Origin of the sequence: Paenibacillus amylolyticus (assembly GCF_051136285.1) — a bacterium.
In the GTDB taxonomy this organism is placed as follows: Bacteria; Bacillota; Bacilli; order Paenibacillales; family Paenibacillaceae; genus Paenibacillus; species Paenibacillus amylolyticus_F.
Genome location: NZ_CP194938.1, coordinates 1520919 through 1540022 on the forward strand (window position 1 = coordinate 1520919; position 19104 = coordinate 1540022).

General features: G+C 46.0%; 13 protein-coding genes and 1 pseudogene. 4 read left to right on the forward strand and 10 right to left on the reverse strand.

From position 1 onward, the window contains the following. Nucleotides 1–287: 287 nt before the first annotated feature. The 6 genes from ACR8BL_RS06820 to ACR8BL_RS06845 form a co-directional block, all read right to left on the reverse strand. Nucleotides 288–818: a hypothetical protein gene (locus ACR8BL_RS06820; protein WP_434751899.1), complete on the reverse strand. Its 531-nt coding sequence runs from the start codon at nt 816–818 to the stop codon at nt 288–290. 147 nt (nt 819–965) lie between these two features. Then, the gene (locus ACR8BL_RS06825; protein WP_434751900.1) at nt 966–2393 is read right to left on the reverse strand and encodes an NAD(P)-binding domain-containing protein; all 1428 of its coding nucleotides are present in this window, start codon (nt 2391–2393) and stop codon (nt 966–968) included. Between the two features lie 183 nt (nt 2394–2576). Beyond that, nucleotides 2577–3386, reverse strand: a complete 810-nt coding sequence (locus ACR8BL_RS06830; RefSeq protein WP_434751901.1) for a hypothetical protein — start codon at nt 3384–3386, stop codon at nt 2577–2579. Nucleotides 3387–3419: 33 nt separating this feature from the next. Then, nucleotides 3420–4403: an ABC transporter substrate-binding protein gene (locus ACR8BL_RS06835; protein WP_434751902.1), complete on the reverse strand. Its 984-nt coding sequence runs from the start codon at nt 4401–4403 to the stop codon at nt 3420–3422. 108 nt (nt 4404–4511) lie between these two features. Then, nucleotides 4512–6113, reverse strand: a complete 1602-nt coding sequence (locus tag ACR8BL_RS06840) for a helix-turn-helix domain-containing protein (protein ID WP_434751903.1) — start codon at nt 6111–6113, stop codon at nt 4512–4514. Between the two features lie 51 nt (nt 6114–6164). Continuing rightward, complete coding sequence (locus ACR8BL_RS06845) at nt 6165–8156, reverse strand: ABC transporter substrate-binding protein (RefSeq protein WP_434751904.1); 1992 nt, start codon at nt 8154–8156, stop codon at nt 6165–6167. 438 nt (nt 8157–8594) lie between these two features. On the opposite strand from ACR8BL_RS06845, the gene ACR8BL_RS06850 reads away from it, so the two are divergent. The 4 genes from ACR8BL_RS06850 (at nt 8595) to ACR8BL_RS06865 (ending at nt 11707) form a co-directional block, all read left to right on the forward strand. Continuing rightward, the gene (locus ACR8BL_RS06850; RefSeq protein ID WP_434751905.1) at nt 8595–9014 is read left to right on the forward strand and encodes a MarR family winged helix-turn-helix transcriptional regulator; all 420 of its coding nucleotides are present in this window, start codon (nt 8595–8597) and stop codon (nt 9012–9014) included. 39 nt (nt 9015–9053) lie between these two features. After that, nucleotides 9054–9704, forward strand: a complete 651-nt coding sequence (locus ACR8BL_RS06855; protein WP_434751906.1) for a nitroreductase family protein — start codon at nt 9054–9056, stop codon at nt 9702–9704. 114 nt (nt 9705–9818) lie between these two features. Continuing rightward, nucleotides 9819–10115 carry a putative quinol monooxygenase gene (locus ACR8BL_RS06860; protein WP_145329247.1) on the forward strand — a complete coding sequence of 99 codons (297 nt, stop codon included), beginning with the start codon at nt 9819–9821 and terminating at the stop codon, nt 10113–10115. Nucleotides 10116–10306: 191 nt separating this feature from the next. Beyond that, nucleotides 10307–11707 carry a prolyl oligopeptidase family serine peptidase gene (locus ACR8BL_RS06865; protein WP_434751907.1) on the forward strand — a complete coding sequence of 467 codons (1401 nt, stop codon included), beginning with the start codon at nt 10307–10309 and terminating at the stop codon, nt 11705–11707. Between the two features lie 150 nt (nt 11708–11857). On the opposite strand, the pseudogene ACR8BL_RS06870 reads toward ACR8BL_RS06865, so the two are convergent. The 4 genes and pseudogenes from ACR8BL_RS06870 to ACR8BL_RS06885 all read right to left on the reverse strand — a co-directional run. Continuing rightward, nucleotides 11858–12112, reverse strand: a pseudogene (locus ACR8BL_RS06870) (BBE domain-containing protein); the annotation flags it as partial. Nucleotides 12113–12286: 174 nt separating this feature from the next. Further along, a complete protein-coding gene (locus ACR8BL_RS06875; protein ID WP_434751908.1) occupies nt 12287–14563 on the reverse strand; it encodes a glycoside hydrolase family 3 C-terminal domain-containing protein in 2277 nt (758 codons plus the stop codon). Nucleotides 14564–14599: 36 nt separating this feature from the next. Next, entirely contained in the window at nt 14600–17221 is a 2622-nt protein-coding gene (locus ACR8BL_RS06880) for a glycoside hydrolase family 3 C-terminal domain-containing protein (protein ID WP_434751909.1), read from the reverse strand. Between the two features lie 118 nt (nt 17222–17339). Continuing rightward, on the reverse strand, nt 17340–19049 hold the full coding sequence (locus tag ACR8BL_RS06885; protein ID WP_434758336.1) for a sugar ABC transporter: 1710 nt from the start codon (nt 19047–19049) through the stop codon (nt 17340–17342). Nucleotides 19050–19104 lie beyond the last annotated feature (55 nt).

The following is a 19104-nucleotide window of genomic DNA, read 5'->3' on the forward strand; positions in this document are numbered from 1 at the left end:
AAAATAATTTAAAAAACCTTCAAAAAAATTCACCATTCGACTTATGAATCGTTGAAGCTTCCTTCGTAGGCGGTTCCACAGAAGATAAAAGCATTCATGATCAAGAGCCAGCGTATCATATCGCCCCCGAATACTCCCACTTCCTTCAGAGCTGGATTGGTTATTCGGCGTGTTCGCTAACTACCTCATTAAAAATCCCGCAACTACCGACGATTTTGGCGGCGATGTTGCAGGATTTTGGCGTTATAAGCTATGGTACTCCTACGATAATGAATCGATGCTTCCTACTACAGCGACTCAATACTTCCTACTTCCGGTTTAGGTTTAAGCCATTTACCTTCTTCATTAATGAAAGCATCTTTGAATCTGCCCATCTCCAGTTGCTCAATCAACTTCTCCTCATCCGTTGCCAGTATCTCAACTAGCTGTTCTAAGGTGTAATATTCAGCAGGATCGTAATTCATCAGAATGGGTACAGCGGTATCATATAATTCCCGGATCAGATTCTCGAAAGAAAGCCGCCCAAGATTGGGCATCTGCTGATAAGTCTGCAATGGCTGAGATACCATGTTACGAAATGATTTGTTCTCCAGGTTCATCCACAACGTATTACAGGCCTGAACGCTCATATAATTATGTTCCACGTCATAAAACTGCAATTCCTCTATCCTCATATATTTCTCTTGAAAAGCCACAATTTTGATCAGGGGTACCTTGCGTAAACGTGACACTTTTTTCACATGGGTTCTAAACTGCTCATAATTCATTTGTTTTAATTGTTTCTTAGGTTCCATTTCTTTATCCCTACCTTTAAACATGTTCCAAACGACATTTTACAACAAATGTGCACCGAGCGTAAGTCACATCGTAAAAAAAGCAAAAACGCGCAGCATCGAATGCTGCACGAAATTCATATTAAGATTGCACGTTATGACTACTGTGCATGTCTCTTATAAAGTTATCTCTTAACCAAGCACATGACGTTTCACCCATGTCTCTGTGAATTCCGGTTCATTATACTTGTAAAACTCTTGCAGCGTTACCTCCCGGTCATCAAGGAACAACTGATCTGCTATGCCTGAAACCAGCTTGGGGATGGCGCTCCTTGTTCCGGAAATCGCTGAAGCCGATAAACCACAGCTGGCTAGTGCAGAATAATTGAATACAAACAGTCCATGCAATAACGACTTTCCCTGTTCACTTTTACTGGTCATTGCAAATCCGGGACTTAGAAAGGGGTGTGCATCGAGCAACACATTACGAAATTCCGGCGGGGCTTCATAACAGTCATGCCAGCGAGCAATATGCTGCTCCACAAGTCGAAGTTCAGGGCGAAGTGCGGGATCGCTGAGCAGACCCGTACTTATAATTAGAAAATCAAACGTATACGTGCCGTGCGCGGTTTGTACTTGGGCTCCTTGCTCTTTCACTTCAGTGCCGAGCCATGGAGAGTTCAGATGCAGCTCGAATCCAGGCCAGGAGGCTGCGCGATTAAATGTATCATTGGTGGGTGGCTGATTAAATTGGAAAAAGTGAGATATCACCCGATACTTGTCAGGAACAGACAATGCGTGAAACCGCTCGATCATGCCGGATTGTTCCATTTGGCGAATCGGATTCACTTGCGACAGCTGTGCACGCCTGACAAAAACATGAGCTTCGGCTACACCGGACGCAAGGGCGTGATTCGCATTATCAAAGGCCGAGGCCCCACCGCCCAGGACAGCAACCTTTTTCCCTTTTAACCGTTCGAAATCAATCTCTTCCGAAGTATGTGCATAACATTCTCTCGGCAGATGATCTGCGATTAGTGATGGAACATACCACTCTCCGCCGCCTTGTATACCGGTCGCAAGCACAACTTTCCGGGCAAGAATAATCTTTGGGGGTATCCCTTTTCCGCTCACATGCAGCCGATGAATTCCTTCCAGCGTAGGTTCAATCAGTTGCAACTTCACTTCGTTTTGCACAGGCAGATCCAGCACTTCCCGGTACCAACGCAAATAATTCATCCAATCCCTGCGCGGGATTTTGTCGATCTTTTCCCATCCCTCAACACCTGCCTGAGCCTCCCACCATGAGCGGAAGGTCAGAGATGGTATACCTAAGTCTATTGAAGTCAGATGTTTGGGCGTCCGCAGTGTAACCATTCGTGCATAAGTATCCCAAGGCCCTTCTTTCCCGGCCGCATTTTCGTCGATAATTAGAATATTTGAGATTCGTTCGCGCAGAAGTCCAAATGCAGCCCCTAGCCCGCTCTGTCCTCCGCCTACAATAACAACATCATATACATGCCCTTCCAGATGCTCTTGTGTACGAACCCAGTTGGTTCCGCCAAAGCTTAAATACGCTAAATCACGCTTCACCTGTTCATTCAAAGCTTCCAGGCCCATGCTTCATCAACCCTTTCGTATCTTTTCAGAAACAGGATTCGTTGCATCGTACATGATCGTCCAGGCACTCTCCTACAGTACCCGAACGTAATTAGCGTTATTATATGAGTTCAGATCAAGCATTGGAAGTTCGAGGCTGCTTTATTGTCATTCAGCATAAAAATAACAAATTCACTTGTTCATTCATACGAAAAGCATCCGCTGTCGTGTTTCTGAATCTAATTTTGGACAACTGTTGCAATAGCCATGGGCGGAACTTCCACTACCCACTTGATAAGCCAGACAGCAATACCGACGAATTAGAAACGGCGGCCCCTGCAACTCTGGATGTTCAAAACGCTGCAAACGAGTGTAAAATGGATTATCCTTTGACTCCTCTAGCCATATAATCGCATCATCTTTAATGAGATCAAGTCGCTTATCCGTTTTCCATATCTCACTATCATTGATTATTCGTGCAATCAATTGTTGCACATTATGGGCAACCAGTGCATTCATTACTCTGATATTTGCTCCCGTTGCCGTAGCAACTGATTGAAACACACGTTTCAAATGAAGCTGCAAACGGTCCCGAAGCAAACTGATTTCCGTCTTTCGCTGAACCAGAACTTCACTTGACGGGGTCATTTCAGGCCCCTGTATCCTCTTGTTGACCAGTGCTTGCCCTATCTCCAGCTGGGTCTCATAGCGCATTCTGCCTGTTCCATTTAATTCAAATCGGACGATATCTTCCTCAATGTTCAGGATAGTATCGTATAAACTGCAAGCTGAGATGACAGCCATTACCCATACGGAATACCGCTTGGCAAAAAGTGTTCCGACCGCTACACTTCCTGCACCGCCGAGCTCCAGTCCTTGTTGTACGGCTTGTTCGCACAATATCTGGTCTCTCTTCTCTTCAAGCAAAAGATCTCTGACCATAAACGCATACTTGGAGACTTCATTTGCCTCACGAATGCTCGTCACAAAAGAAGTTTCCAACACTCCCAACATCTCTGATCGGTCATGCCCTGAATAATGTACCATTTATTGAATCATATCTTTAATTTCATTTATTATTTCGCTTCGTCCAATAGCTCCCCAACCTTTAAACAGCCAGAAAGAGTCGGTTTGATACACTCGATTAGCTCCAACCGCCGGAACGTTCTTCCAAAGTGAGCTTTCTTTCATCTTGCCTAAATAATCCTGGGCATTTGGATCAACTTCCAGTACAACAAAATCTGCGTCGATATCCGATATTTTCTCCATGGACAGATCCTCACGTTGTTCGGCAGGTGTCACCGCAGTCGGTACAAATCCAAGATCATGATACAAAAGTATATTGGTCGGATGACCTTTTGCCGCATAGATCTGCAGATTCTTCTCCCTTACTCGCAGATAAGCCAGTTTCTTCTGATCCAGTTGTTCAATTTTAGCTTTGAGCTGATCTGCTTGCTCCTGTACATCGGCAATCTTTTCTTTGGCCAGTTCAACCTTGTTGTACATTCCAGCAATGGTCAGTAGATCCTGAGTCCAATACGTTGTATCGTCCTTATAGTTCATCCAGTCGTCACCTAATACAATCGTAGGCGCAATTTTTTCCAACTGATCATATGCATTTTCGGCAGTACGACTCTCAATCACAATGACATCCGGATCAATCTGAACAATGGCTTCAAGGTTGGGGTTATCTGCTGAGCCTACCGTCGGAACACCCTGAAGCTGATCTGCCAGATAAGGCAAGTAATCTCCACCATAGCGAACTTCCACATTAACGCCCGCAGGTTTCTCACCAATGGTGAGCATGTGATCAATGTACGCAGCGGATAATACAACCATACGCTCTATTTTCTGCGGTACAACCGAAGTCCCCTTCAGATGTTTAACCGTTTGTGTGCCCTTCTCTTCAAGCGTTGTGTCCTGTTTCGGAGACGCTCCATTTGTTGGTTCCGTTGTTATCTTGCCACATGCTGCTAGAACGAGCACGAACAGGGACAACAGGATCATATGAAATGTTCTCTGTCTTATCATTTATTGTCATTCCCCTTCTCCACTTAATAATAATAATCATTATCATTATGGTAGGGAAAAGCGAAGTAGCTTTCCATGGATTATTCCACTCTCTTCATTTGTAAAATATCACCCTACGGTAACACCAAGTTTCTCGGCTACATACCGCATCGCGCCTAAACGTCCGGTTGGACCCAACGTTTTGAAAAAAATATCGCCCGCATCATAAACATGCCCTTCCTGCACCGCCTTGGATGCCAACCATCCACCAGACATCTGCAACTGTTGTAATTGAGCATGCGCTTCTTTCGTAGGATCCACCATAACAAAAAGATGATCCGCATTGTATAGCTGCACATCGTGGATATTCATCTCCACTGCCCATTGCTCGTTCGGGTAATGCCCAGGGATCCGGAACCCCAAATCTTCATATAATAGGGCACCCGTCTGGTTATGGAGACCATACATTCGAGAAAATTCGGAGCACACTCGGATAAACATCGCCGTCTGTTTCCCCCATTGGGAATGAATACGTGCTTGAAGAACACGGCTTAATTCCGCATGCTGTTCTATCCAGTGAATAGCATGTTCATTGCGTCCCATGATGTCCGCCACATACAGCAGACTTTCCCCAACTTGATTCGTGTGTTTAAGAATAGCCGTTGGCGCGATGTGTTGCAGAGATTCATTCGGCTCCATACGATCACTCGTGATAATCAGATCCGGCTGTAATTCCCTCAATTGATCATAATGCTGACCGGAACTATCCAGAATAAGTCCTTGGGGAGAATCTACTTGGCGTGTAGGCATTTGCACAGAACGAGTCACTCTCTGATCATAGGACAATGCAGACACAGGCTTTAACCCGAGCGTAAATACAACATCATCCAGACCATAGTACAAGGTGGCAATACGACTAACTTTGTTTTTCATATAAAATGTTGGTGCAATACCTTCATTTTTCTTAAATACCCTGCTGAAATAGTGCTCATCTCTATATCCAACTTGCTCCGCGATTTCCTTGATTTTGTCTGTTGAAAACAATAGCTGTTTGGCCTTCGCCATCCGTTGTTTCAGGATATAATCCATCGGTGTCAGCCTAAATTGACGTTTGAATGTTCTTATAAAATGATTCACACTAAGTCCCGCCATGCGCGCCATCTCATCCATTCGGATCTCCTTCATATAATGGCGAGTCATATAATCCATTGCCAGATCCATTCCTGCCTGAGGTTTAGCGATTACTTCCACACAAGTCAATAACCGAATCAACAACTGGTGTAAAAGATGTTTCTTGGCTGTGTTCTCCAACCTGGATACAGTGTGGTTTTTATAGATTAATCGATCCATCATTTCCTGAATATCTCGCCTGTTGGGAGAAAGTTGAAGCTTGCCCGTAAAAGGAAAATCGAATTCCTGTGTGCGCCAAACATTCTGTGTTCGAACAAGTCCTACACCGGAAAATAAGATCATCTGATATCGAAGAATGGCTTCCATATCCGTCTGTAATTCCACATGCATTCCTGGACTCAATATAAACCAATCGTCACGAGAAACGGTATACATCACATTATCGATCATCAAAGTCCCTCTGCCATCAGTTACTCTACACACGGCGAACCTTTCCCATACCCTGTGTTGTATTTGCCCTGGAATGCCAGCATAACGACAGATGTGTACAGAAGAGAGATATTGTTGCTTCATTCTTCTAATCCAATCATTAGTTTCCATGATAGCCCCCTTTCCTTATGATAAAACCTTGCTTCTCACCAGATATAAACTTTATTTTTTGCCCTGTACTAGCAGATTTGTGATCGTTCCCAGCTGTAATTCCAGCGAATATGGGTCTTCCATTACAAACTCATCGCCCTTATCCCCAAAGGAACCATATGCATAGACCTGTCCGTTCTTCACAGCCGGCAGATGTTTCCACACCTCACTGTTTAATACGTCACTTGCCCCGTCATCCTTGGAACCATATACAAAAATATGATCACCCATGTATTCAGACAGCACTTCCAAAGAAATATTCTCGAATCCTTCTTTCATCTCCTTAGCCTGCTTCGTTGGTGGCAGCTTCAGCATCTCATAGATCGTTGAACTGCCATAGTTACCGCCTTCTGCAGCCATAACGTACATAGACTTATTCCCAATCTGTACGATGGACACGGTTTCTCCTTCTTTAATAACGCCGTCAATCTGTTTCTTAGCCTCATCCACCTTGGCATAGTAATCTGTAATCCATTGTTCCGCTTCTTCCTCTTTCCCGAAAACACCTGCAATCCGGCGTAATTTCTCCAGCGGCCCTGAAGTAGTCTCCCCCTCCCAATACGGTAAAAAGACTGTCGTTGCAATTTTCTCGTAATCCTCCACATTTTTATCAATGGAACCAATAATCAGATCCGGCTCCAGTGCCACCAGCTTCTCCAGATTCATCGGGAACTCTCCGCCGAGGTCTTGAATACCGGCGATGATATCGGGTGATATGCCCGACTTATCAATCCACGACTCATTCAGCATAAATGTTCTGACACCTGCTGGTACGATTCCGAGCTTCAATAGATACCCCATATATTGATCCGAAGCAACACGTTGCGGATTCGCTGGAATCACGACATCACCTTTCAATGTAGATACCGTGCGTGTCTCTGCTTGTCCTGCCGATTTCCCTGATTCCGACGATGTCGGTTTATCCGTCTGGGCAGCGGCCGGGCTGCTTTTGGATTGTCCTCCGTTGGCTGTTGGTACATTACTGGAACAGGCTGTGAGAAACAGCGTTAGACACAGCAACATTGACAATGCTGTCACTTTGAATTTTACTTGCATAACTAATTCCCCTCCATGATCTCTCTGATATTGATAATCAATATCATTATATCCATGGAAATATAACGCTAGAAGGGCATTTTCTCGCATGAAACGTGGCAAATCTTGCTTATGTTTCTCTTTTAGTCCCTTTTTATAACGAATGGGTGAAATACCATTGATTTTCTTAAAGCTACGACTAAGGGAATGTGCGTCTGGATATCCGACTTCTTCTGCAATTTGCTGTAACGTCACATCCGTATGAATCAGTAGATGAGCGGCTCTCTCTACACGCTTTTGCGTTAAATATTGAATAGGGCTGACGTTTAGTTTTTGTTTGAACAGACGTGACAAGTGTCCTGCACTGCATTCCATCTCTTCTGCCATAACGTCAAGCGCTACGGACTCATGTAAATGCGTATTCATATAATCCATTGCCCTTGTGACCACGTCCTGCTTATGTGGCAGAATGGATTGCTGGTACAGGTCTTCAAGAAGGGTACACACCCATTGATAAAACAAAGTTCGGACTTGAATCCTTGCGAGTTTACTGGATTGTTGCCACTCGGATTGCATTCTATCTATCCATCGGTACAGATCAAGCGGCTTCGAGGGAATCAGTGCATACTGATCCTGAAATGGTCGCTGATGTTCCATTAATAGCTGAATTTCTGTACGACAAGGTAAAGCGAGGATAGCTTTGTACAAAATGATAAAGTACTGCACACCGAACTTGGTCTCTATATCCAAACACGCCAACTTTCCTCCGTGAACAACATGAAATCCATCCATAATATAGCTTTGCCCATCCATGCTGACCTGCGCACTTCCTTCAACGAAATATAGATATGTACTGGCTGGCAAAGCATAGTTGCATAGCCTTTCACCAGGCCTTAACGCATGTGCACGTACATCCAATATTTTAATAAATACATGATTCCAGAGCAGAAGATGATCATCCAAATTCATATTTCCTTCAGTTCCCCCCTTCCAACTCCATACTGCGACTTCATAAACAACTCATTCCGGTGGGTGAATGTTCACTGATCCGGCAGGCTCACTTTTCCCTTATAATTATAAATTAAATGATAATAATTCTCAATGAAATACATACAGAGTTAAATCATACATCTAGGGATAACCTATAGAAACAAAAACTCGGTTCGTATGAATATCTCATGATTGGGGAAGCAAAAAAAATCTATTTTAATGTTCCCCCAACCTGTTGCATTATCCAAAATGACATGTTATATTAATTGAGCCATCAATGATTGAGGTATCAACTATTGATCTATCAACGATTGAGAGCAGCCACAGAATCATGAAGCAATGGCATTGTATACTGGCAACTTTAATATTTGTTAACATACGCCGTTGTTGATTCGGATTCACCCGGGAGGTCTAGTCATGACACGTATGGTTTCCAAAGAAGAGCAGATCATTAATCTGCTGAATGTGCTGGGGAATAGAATCAGTCCTAAATTTGAACGCTGCACCGGGATCAGTTCCTCTCGCTTTGAAATTCTGCATGAGCTTGATCAGGTTGACGAGATTAACCAGTCCATGCTCCAGAAAATCATTAACATCGACAGTGCTGCAATTACTCGCCATCTGAAACAACTTGAAGCCGACCAGATGGTCACAAGACGCAAAAACCCTGAGGATAATCGGGTAACCTTTGTTCGTCTGACGGATCATGGCCGCAAACAGATTGAAGGATATAAAACAGAGAAAACGAGTTATATCCATCAGATTCTGGATGGTTTCAGTGAAGACGAGATTCATGCACTTGCCGATTTCTTGGAACGAATGCAAAACAATTTTTAAACCTTATTTTTAATAACCATATATAGAGGAGAGATTTCCATGACTACAACACAAAGCAAATTCCAAAAAACCAATGATTTTAACGAAATTACCTACGGCCGTCGTTCCGTCAAATTGTATGACCCTGAAGTGAAAATCAGCCGTGAAGAAATGACTGAAATTTTGGCAGAAGCTTCCCGTGCTCCATCTTCTGTAAACATGCAGCCTTGGCGCTTCCTGGTTGTAGATACACCTGAAGGCAAAGAAAAGCTCGCACCGCTTGCAAAATTCAACCAAAATCAAGTGCTTACTTCCGCTGCTGTGATCGGTGTGTTCATCGATATGAAAAATGGCGAGTACTTGGAAGAAATTTTCGGCAAAGCTGTTGAGCATGGATTTATGCCAAAAGACATTGCAGAGCAACAAGTAAAAATCGTTAAACCTTATTATGATAACATGCCTGCTTCCTCTTTGCGCGATGTTAACCTGATCGATGCTGGCCTCGTTTCCATGCAATTGATGCTGGCTGCACGTGCACATGGATATGATACGAATCCAATTGGTGGTTACGAGAAAGACCAAATCGCAGAAACATTTGGCATGGACAAAGATCGTTATCAACCGGTTATGCTGATCTCTATTGGTAAATCTGCGAAAGAAGGACACCCTTCATACCGTCTGCCTGTAGATACAATCACAACTTGGGCATAAGCAGATTCTAACTGCTTCTGTAATTAAGACGCTCTAACTTTCTCTACAAAAGGATATACAGCACCGCTAATCGTTTTAGACAAATTTGCAAAATACGATCTGGAGGTTACAACGATGATTATCATTCACGCACATTTGCAAGTACAAGCCGCTCAAGAACAAGCTTTCCTGGCTGCTGCCAAAGAACTGATCGCTGCAACACGTCAAGAAGAAGGCAACATCAGCTATGATCTGGTTAAAAGCACAGAACGTGAGCAAAGCTATACCATGATTGAGCTGTGGAAAGATGAGCCAGCAACGGCTGCTCACAACTCAAGTGCTCACTTCCAGGCATTTGTTCAACAAGCTGCGGCATTCATGGCTGCACCAATGAACGTTGAAGTTTTTGCTGGAGAAGCTGTTAAACAATAATCATATTAGTAAGAAGAACCGCCTTGAAAATCATCTAACGATGACTTTCGGGCGGTTCTTCTTCATTTTGTTCATAACCTGCCTTTAATTGCTTGCAAAAAAGCAGGAGAAGGCAACAGCATTTCCATGTTCCTCCTGAAATGGTACAATAATTAAGGCTACATACATAACACTTTTGGAGGTATATGCTAATGAATATGAAAAAAGGACTGCTCTCCGGTTTCCTGGCTCTCGCTCTAACTTCCACTCTTCTCGTCTCAACTAATGTAAGCGCAAACAATACTACTGAATCACGTTCTCCTCTCTCCTACTCCCTCGTCACCAAAGGTTATGATTGGGGCCCGGGTGTGTACAAGATCATTCTGGATACAGGCGTAACCATTCAAGGAAATACACTTACCACAGACACGTTCAAAGTTCTTGCAGAACGAAGTTATCCAATGATTAATTTTCAAACACAGCAAAAATACGATGGCTCCGATAGCAGTAGCAGAACGATAGAACGAGCCTACCTTTCCGACAAAGATGGCAATAAAACCTCCATGTCCAGTGGACAATATATTACGATTGAGATGAAGGTTCATCCAGATCTGATGACAGCCAGCCCATTTACATTCGACCTTCAGACGTTTACCAATCGATATGCAGACCTTCAATATACCATTATTCAGCAAAAATCCCTTCAGGATACCATGGGTAATGCCGTCGAGCATTTAACCACAAGAAAAGATACACCACATACGATGATTGAACAAGGTGTTGACGTGTTTGATTTATCGGGAAAATTCAGTTACAAAGACTCCAAGTACGGTCAGATTAATCTGACCTATGCTTCATATATGCCGGAAACAAACAACAAAAAACCATTGATCATCTGGCTGCACGGTGCGGGTGAAGGTGGAACCGATCCAAGAATTGCCTTGCTCGGTAACAAAGTAACCGCACTAGCTGATGAATCGATCCAGAAATATTTTGGCGATGCCGCTGTATTGGTGCCGCAGACGCCTACATTCTGGATGAATGACGGCACAGGACAATATACGAAAGACGGAAAGAGTATGTACACCGGATCATTAACAGCTCTGATTAAACAATATGTCAAGCAGCACGCAGCAGACATTGATACAGATCGCATCTACCTTGGCGGCTGTTCCAACGGCGGATTTATGACCTTGAATATGCTACTTGCCAACCCGGATTATTTCGCAGCAGCTTATCCTTCGGCAGAAGCATATGATGATTCCTTGTTAACCAAACAGGATATCGCCAAACTGAAAAACATTCCGATCTGGTTTACCGCTGCAGGCGCGGACCAGACCGTCGATACATCCAAGACTTCAACGGCTACCTACAAACGATTGATTGCGGCAGGAGCCAAGCATGTTCATTATTCCTACTTTGATAAGGTGCTGGATATGAGTGGATTGTATACCAAAGGGAATGGTGATAACGCTCCATATGAATACAATGGACATTGGTCCTGGATACCTGTGTTGAACAATGACATCTCCAAGGACTTCGACGGCAAACCTGTTAAAATCAAAGGCAAAGCCGTAGCCCTTATGGAGTGGCTGGCAAGTCAAAAGAAGTAACGATCAACAACTGTCGATCTTAAGCGATATCCGCTTTCAGTTTCACAAGACCTGCAAGCAGATATCTAAGAGAACCCTGAATCAATGCGCAGGGAGCCGCAGAAGCGGCTCCTTTTTCATGGATCACGCATATCTTCTCAGCAAATCACATCACTTCAGGCCACGTGCCGGAGGGATGCTTTGCGGATTGTTGAACACATTTTTCGGGTCATATTTGGCCTTCACCCGGCGTAATCTCGCGTAGTTGGCCCCATAGTATACCGGCCCTGAATTTTGGATGCCCTGGTCTGGAACGTTAATGTATGAACCTACGATGTACGGCTGTAATTTTTTGCGCGTTTGACGAACGAGTGCGATATTTTTAGCAGCATGAGATGGCTTGATCCATGTACTGTTCCATTCCACATCCTGTTAATTTTGTTTTGGTGTTTGTTTTCACGCATCCCACTCCCTACGTAATAGATCGTTATACAGCGCTTCTGTATTAGGCATTCTATACTGTATGACGGACATACGCGGAGGGAATGGGCTATTTCATTGTTTTTTTGTTAAATCTATCTATAGCGAGACGCAAATAACCTATTGTTCAAAGCCTACTGCCTGATTAAGTTGGTCAAGCAACTTGGGCAACTTATCCTCGGTCATCGCTCCTCCGACAAGGGACAGGAACGTACGCAGCGGCAGATCCCGGATCATGGCAGCCATCATCTCGGACGAAACGGCGTCGGACGGTGCAAGTTCAGGCCGCTTGTCTCTCAGCTGTTGCAGAATCGGGGCAGTCTTCGGATTCGCCATCAGCTCGCCAATCGTCGTGTTCCGGTGGATTGCCGTGACAATTTCTTGCGTCGACCGAACCGTCACCGAAGCCCGGAGTGTTATATCCTGAGAGGAACTGCCGATTAACAGCTCGAACTCGCCCGATTCTACGTGCCAATCGCTCAGGTCGACGTTGTAATATGCGAAGCTGCGTTTGTCCAGCGTGAATGTTACCGTTATCGTCTCACCCGGCGCCAGTTCAACCTTCTCGAAGCCCTTCAGCTCTTTCTCCGGACGAATAACGCTGGATGCCACATCACGCACGTACAGCTGAACGGTTTCCTTGCCGGGGCGGCTGCCCGTATTCTTCACGTCCAGGCTGACTTGCAGCGTATCCCGGTCCGTGATCTCTGGTGAGTCCAGCTCCAGATTGCTATATTCGAACGTTGTATAGCTCAAGCCGTAACCGAACGGGAAGAGTGGCTCGATCTCCTTCGCTTCATAATACCGATATCCGACGAACAGTCCTTCTCGATACTCCACGCGATCCCTTTCCCCAGGAAAGAAAGGATGGGACGGGTTATGCTTCACATGTTTCGGGAACGTCTCCGCCAGCTTTCCGCTCGGATTCGTATCTCCGAACAACAGGTCAGCGATTGCGCCGCCCAGTGCTTGTCCGCCCAAGTATGCTTCCAGTACAGCCTTTACACAACCGAGCCACGGCATGACCACCGGGGCTCCATTGCTCAGCACCACCACAATGTTGGGCTGAACAGAAGCGATTTGTTCAATCAGGTGGCATTGATTCGCCGGCAAATCCAGGTGCGTCCGGTCGTAACCCTCCGATTCATATCGGTCGGGCAATCCTACGAACAAAACAACGGTATGCGCTTCGCTTGCGATCCGCATTGCTTCGTTTAACAAAGCTATGTCGTTCTCGTCGCCATCCAGATCGTAGCCTTGTGCGTAAATGATTTCGGCTTCCTCGCCCGCTGCCTTCCGAATCTCCTCCTGAATAGAATCAAGCTTGGTCGGATTCACATGAGAGCTTCCGCCTCCCTGATAACGCACTCGCTCCGACAATGCGCCAATCAGCGCAATCTTGCCCGTCTTCGCCAGAGGCAGCAACTGCTCCTCATTCTTCAGCAGCACCATCGTCTCCCGCGCGACTTCACGCGCAAGCTGGTGGTGATCCTCTTTATCGTATGCTGCATCAGATTGCTTCTGATCCACAGCCTTGAAAATGACAGTCAACAACCGCTCCACCGACCGATTCAAAACTTCTTCAGAGAGTTGCCCGTTTTCCACTGCCGATACGATCTTCTTCTGACCAATTCCATGGCTCGACGGCATCTCCAGCTCCATACCGGCTGCTACGCTCGCAGCCGCTTCGTTCACAGCGCCCCAATCCGATACCACGATGCCTTCGTGACCCCATTCTTCCTTCAAGATAGACGTCAATAATGTCTCATTCTCGGAGCAATAGCTTCCATTCAAACGGTTGTATGCAGACATGACGGTCCAGGGCTGAGCTTTCTTCACAGCGATCTCAAATCCGGTCAAATAAATTTCCCGAAGTGTCCGTTCGTCGACGGTCGCATCCGTCGTCATGCGGCGGTGCTCTTGGTTGTTCACGGCGAAATGTTTGATCGACGACCCGATTCCCTGACTTTGTACGCCTTCAATATGCGCAGCCGCCAGTTCGCCGGTCAGATGTGGATCTTCGGAGAAGTACTCAAAATTCCGACCACACAGCGGCGAACGCTTGATATTCGCGCCCGGACCCAGCAGAATCGAGACACCTTCTGCCTGAGCTTCCTTCCCCAACGCTTCGCCAACGCTCCGAATCAAATCCCGGTTCCATGAGCTTGCTAATCCGACCGCCGAAGGGTAGCAGGTCGCCGGCACGCTTTTGTTCAGTCCGAGATGATCGACCGCGCCTGCCTGCTTCCGAATACCATGCGGCCCGTCCGTCATCATAATTGAAGGAATGCCAAGACGCTCGACGGCCTTCGTTGTCCAGAACGTCTCGCCTGAGCACAGTCCCGCCTTCTCTTCAAGCGTCAGCTGTGCCACGATTTCACGGATATTTCTCCCCATATTCTTCTCCTCTTTTCTGATAAGTTGTTTTATTCCTTAGTCTTGCGCTCTCTTCAGAACGACTTTGAGAAGATACCACACATTCTTCTCCAGACGGGTCCGATCAATTCTTCCTTCTTTCACGCCATTCACAATAGGGAGAACATACGTGTCGTCGTTTGTTCCCGGAGTCATCCAGCAATTCCCCGCCTGCACAGCTTCGACAATATCTGCGGTTTCGTATGAACCCCAATCTGTCATGACATACCCGTCAAATCCGAGTTCTTCCCGGAAGATGCCTTGAATCATCTCTTCGTCGGCCGCTGCAAACACGCCGTTCACAGCGTTATAACCGGTCATGATGGAATCCGGCTGATGCACTTCGAGTGCCACCTCGAATGCTTTCAGATAGATTTCTCTTAGTGCGCGCTCCGTCATCAAGCTGTGATTGCGGTTGCGGACCGTCTCGCAGTTGTTCGCAACAATATGCTTCAAACAACTGGATACCCCGTTCTCCTCCAGACCCTTGCTGAAATAACCGGCCATTATGCCCGTAAGGTACGGATCTTCGGAGAAATACTCTGGGTGACGGCCGTTGAGCGGATTACGGTGAATATTCATCCCCGGAGCGAGAATCATATGAATGTTATTTTCCGTGGCTTCCTCGGCAATAACTCTGGCTACTTCATAGGACAATTTCGTATTCCAAGAAGAGCATACAACGGTACTGGTCGGCATCCCGATATTCGGTTTTTTCAGGTTCACCCCGCTGTTGCCGTCAGCTACGACAAAAGGCTTCATATCGTAGCGGTCGAGCAGGAATACTCTTCCCGCTTCGCCCTTCTCATGCATACCCCAGCCGCTAGATCCGCACACGGACAATCGTGCCAACTCCTCGACGGAAAGCTGCTTCACAAAGCTGTACAGCCGTTCCGGTTGCTCCATCACATCCGTAAATTTAACAATGGTGTCCGGTGTTTCCGCGGAAATGGATGACTTATCTTGATATTTCGGGCGATTCGCCTTCGGCGCAAGCTCTGTCGCTTCCGGCTTGAACCCGGAGAGGGCCCCTTGGGGATAGGTCGCTTCGGGATCAAGCTTGGAAAGCGTCTGAATAGGAACGGGCGGGACCATGCGATTAACGACTTTCTTCAGCGTACGGTCTTCAGAAAGCTGGAAATCCCCGGCTCTTTGCACATGCTTCACCGAAGTACCCGCCCAGATTATATAGCGGCCTTGCTCCATCAGCCAGGAAGCCGCATCCGAGTCGTACGAAGCATAACGCAGAGTAGGAATAGTACAAGTGATCTCCTGCGTTTCGCCCGGCTGCAAGGTCTCCGTCTTGGCAAAAGCAACCAGCTTTCGGGACGGCTTCTCCAGCTCCCCGTCCGGCTCCTCGGCGTATACCTGGACAACCTCTTTACCTGCAGTATTTCCTGTATTCTTAACCTGAAGATTCAGTGTCGTCCCCTCATCATCATGCTCAAAGCTGGTAATATTCAGGCCGAAGGTCGTATAACTCAGCCCAAATCCGAAGGGATAGGCTACTGCTTTCTGGAACGTCTCGAAATAGCGGTATCCTACGTAAATATCCTCCTCATAATACGTGTCAACAAATTGAGGCGAGCTGCTGTTCAGAAACGGCTTCCCATCTACGGTATCATAGAAATTTCGGCTTGCCGGATGGTCATAATAGTCATAGCTCCACGTATCCGGTAGCTTGGCCGAAGGGTTGACTCTTCCATCAAGAATTTCCACCAGAGCCAGCCCGCCGAACATCCCGGCAAACCCGCAGTTGATCAGCGCCTTGATGTTATATTTCTCCACCCAGGTCATATCCATCGGATATCCTGAATTCACAATGGCAACGGTTTGTTCAAAGGTGCTGGAAACAGCGCTAATCATTGCCTCCTCCTCGGAAGACAAGTAATACTCGCCCTGGATGGCACTGTTGTCCAGATTTTCTCCGGATCTCCTGGAGATCACGATCAAAGCAGTTTTAGATTTGCGACAGGCAGCTTCCAGCATCTCCTGAGATGGTACCGTTTCCGTTCCGTTCATATATAATGCTTGAACCTCGGAGTTTAAGGTGAACTCGCTGTGCTCCTCAATAGCCCGAATCATGTTGATCAGGTATCGAGGGTTAATTTTGCCCGCGCCTACAGCACCCGTGCGAAAATCAAACAAGCCTGTGCCGAACACATTCAGCTGCTCACCTTTGCTCAGTGGAAGAATATTGCCTTCGTTCTTCAGTAGCACAATGCCCTCTCTGGCGGCTTCCAACGCCACTTGATCATGCTCTTCATATCCAGACACGGGTTCTTTACGGGGCAGAGTCGTAACGGTGATCTCTTGCGGTTCCATCATGACTCCTGACATGTCAACGAATCCCTCAACTAGAACCTTATACGCCCGCCCATACTCCCGCATGATGTGGCGTACAGGCAACCCGAGCACTTGTGTGTTTTTGAATTGTGTGAACGTCCGCAACCAGACCCTGCCCAGCTCGATATCGTTCACAGTGACTTTACCCTTTATGGTATCATCCATTTTCTTGCTGAGCGGAAGCACTATGCTTCCCGCAAAGCTCCGGTCGAACATGGAAATTTGTCCATCAACCTCATCTATATCAAAGAAAACATCACTTTGTGTTATGACAGCAGGAATTTCTCTCTCCATTCCATTTTGCTCCTTTTCAATTTTTTGGGATCGTAACGTAGATTAGTCCAATCTTAATATGTTGGCTCAATGCAATTCAAACGGCCTTGGAATTCTTAACCAAGGCCGTTGTACCGCATTACTTAACTGAATCGTACCATTCGTTAACTTCCTTCGTGATTTCATCCCCACCGGAGGATTTCCACTTATTCACGAATTCATCGAACGCTTCAATCGGCTTCTTCCCATACAGAATTTCCGTATATACGTCCATCTGAAGCTTCTTAAGCAGCTCGTTTCTGGATAACATCGTGTCTGTAGTTGGACCCTGGAAATAATCCGGTACATCCGCGGATGTTTGTTCAGAAATCACAAGTAATGCCTTTCTTGTAGTCCTGTCCAATGGACTAATATCACCCGACACGATCCCGACATTTGCCATAACTGCAAGGTCATTATTGGTCAGCGTTTCACCTTTTGCCAATTTAAGATCAACCGCTAACATTTTAGAAGGATACATGGCATATCCGCCGGTCAGCGTATACTTGTCTGTCCCGATCTTGCCACCGGGAATTTCCTTAGTATCGGAGATAGCCTTTCCATCTTTGATTACATAGTCATAACCCTCTTGATAACCTTTGAAGATAAACGGATCATCGCTTTCATAAGCGGAAAACATCTTATTCTGATAATGGAACAATGCTTGAAGAGCTTCATCCGAAATATCCTTACTAATCAAGATAACACCGTTATAAGGATCACTGACAGCTCTCATATTCGTACCATCGACCCCTTTAGGGATCGGGAACGAGGTGAACATTGCGTTCGGATTTGAGGAAAGCCCCAGTGCTCCCGGATAAGTCATAAACCAGCTTTGACCGCCAACGATCCCTACTTTCCCTGATGCAACCATTTCCACCATTTTATTCATATCATGAAGCGCAACATCGTTTGCAATATAACCTTTGTCTTTCCATTCCTTCAGCTTCACAAGGGCTGTCTTCACACCGGGTTGAACAGATCCATATTGAAGCTTGCCGTCTTCTCCCGGATACCATCTCTCAGGAATCGCACCGAATAATCCATATAGCCAGGACGCATCTCCGATGGGATAAGCGGTAATTTTATCCTTCATCCCAAACGCCAACGCAACTGAATCCTTCTGACCATTGCCGTCAGGGTCTTGATTCGCGAATGCATCCATGACTTGTTCCAATTCCTCAACAGTCGTGGGAGCCTTCAAATTCAATTTGTCCAACCAATCTTGACGAATCCACATCGCAGATTGGCTGCCCATCGAATTGCTGATGATCGGAATGCCGAATTTTTGTCCGTCTCTGGTAAACGGCAGCCATGCCGCTTCATTCTCAGCCATCGCTGCTTTCCAGACAGGAGAGGCATACTTCTCAAAAGCAGCCCCCGCATCTAACACCTTGCCGGATTCTATAAACATGTTAGCAACGTTTTTATCATGGACAACGAATACATCCGGTAACGTATCATTAGAAGAAAGCATGAGCTTTAACTTCGTGTTGTATGATCCATCTGCCATGGAAGATCCCCATGAGGTTTCAATGTTGACTCCAAGTGTGTCTCTCGCCCAACGTGTGTGTACATTATCAGACCAACTCTCTCCTTCTCTGAAGCTACCGGTTGGATCTTCTGCTCTGATGGTTTTTATGGTGACAGGAGGCTCGATCTTGCCGTTTACAATCTTTAACTCCGCGCCGCCCGTGCTCTCCGAACCTGCTGCTCCCGAATTATTGTCTTGTCCAGAGCAAGCCGCCAACATACCCAACATGAGCACTGCTACTAGTAATACTGACAACTTCTTTCTTGTGTGTTTCATACCGATCCCCCCGTAGTTGTTTTCTTCTTTATATTCCAATTATAAAACCGCTTTC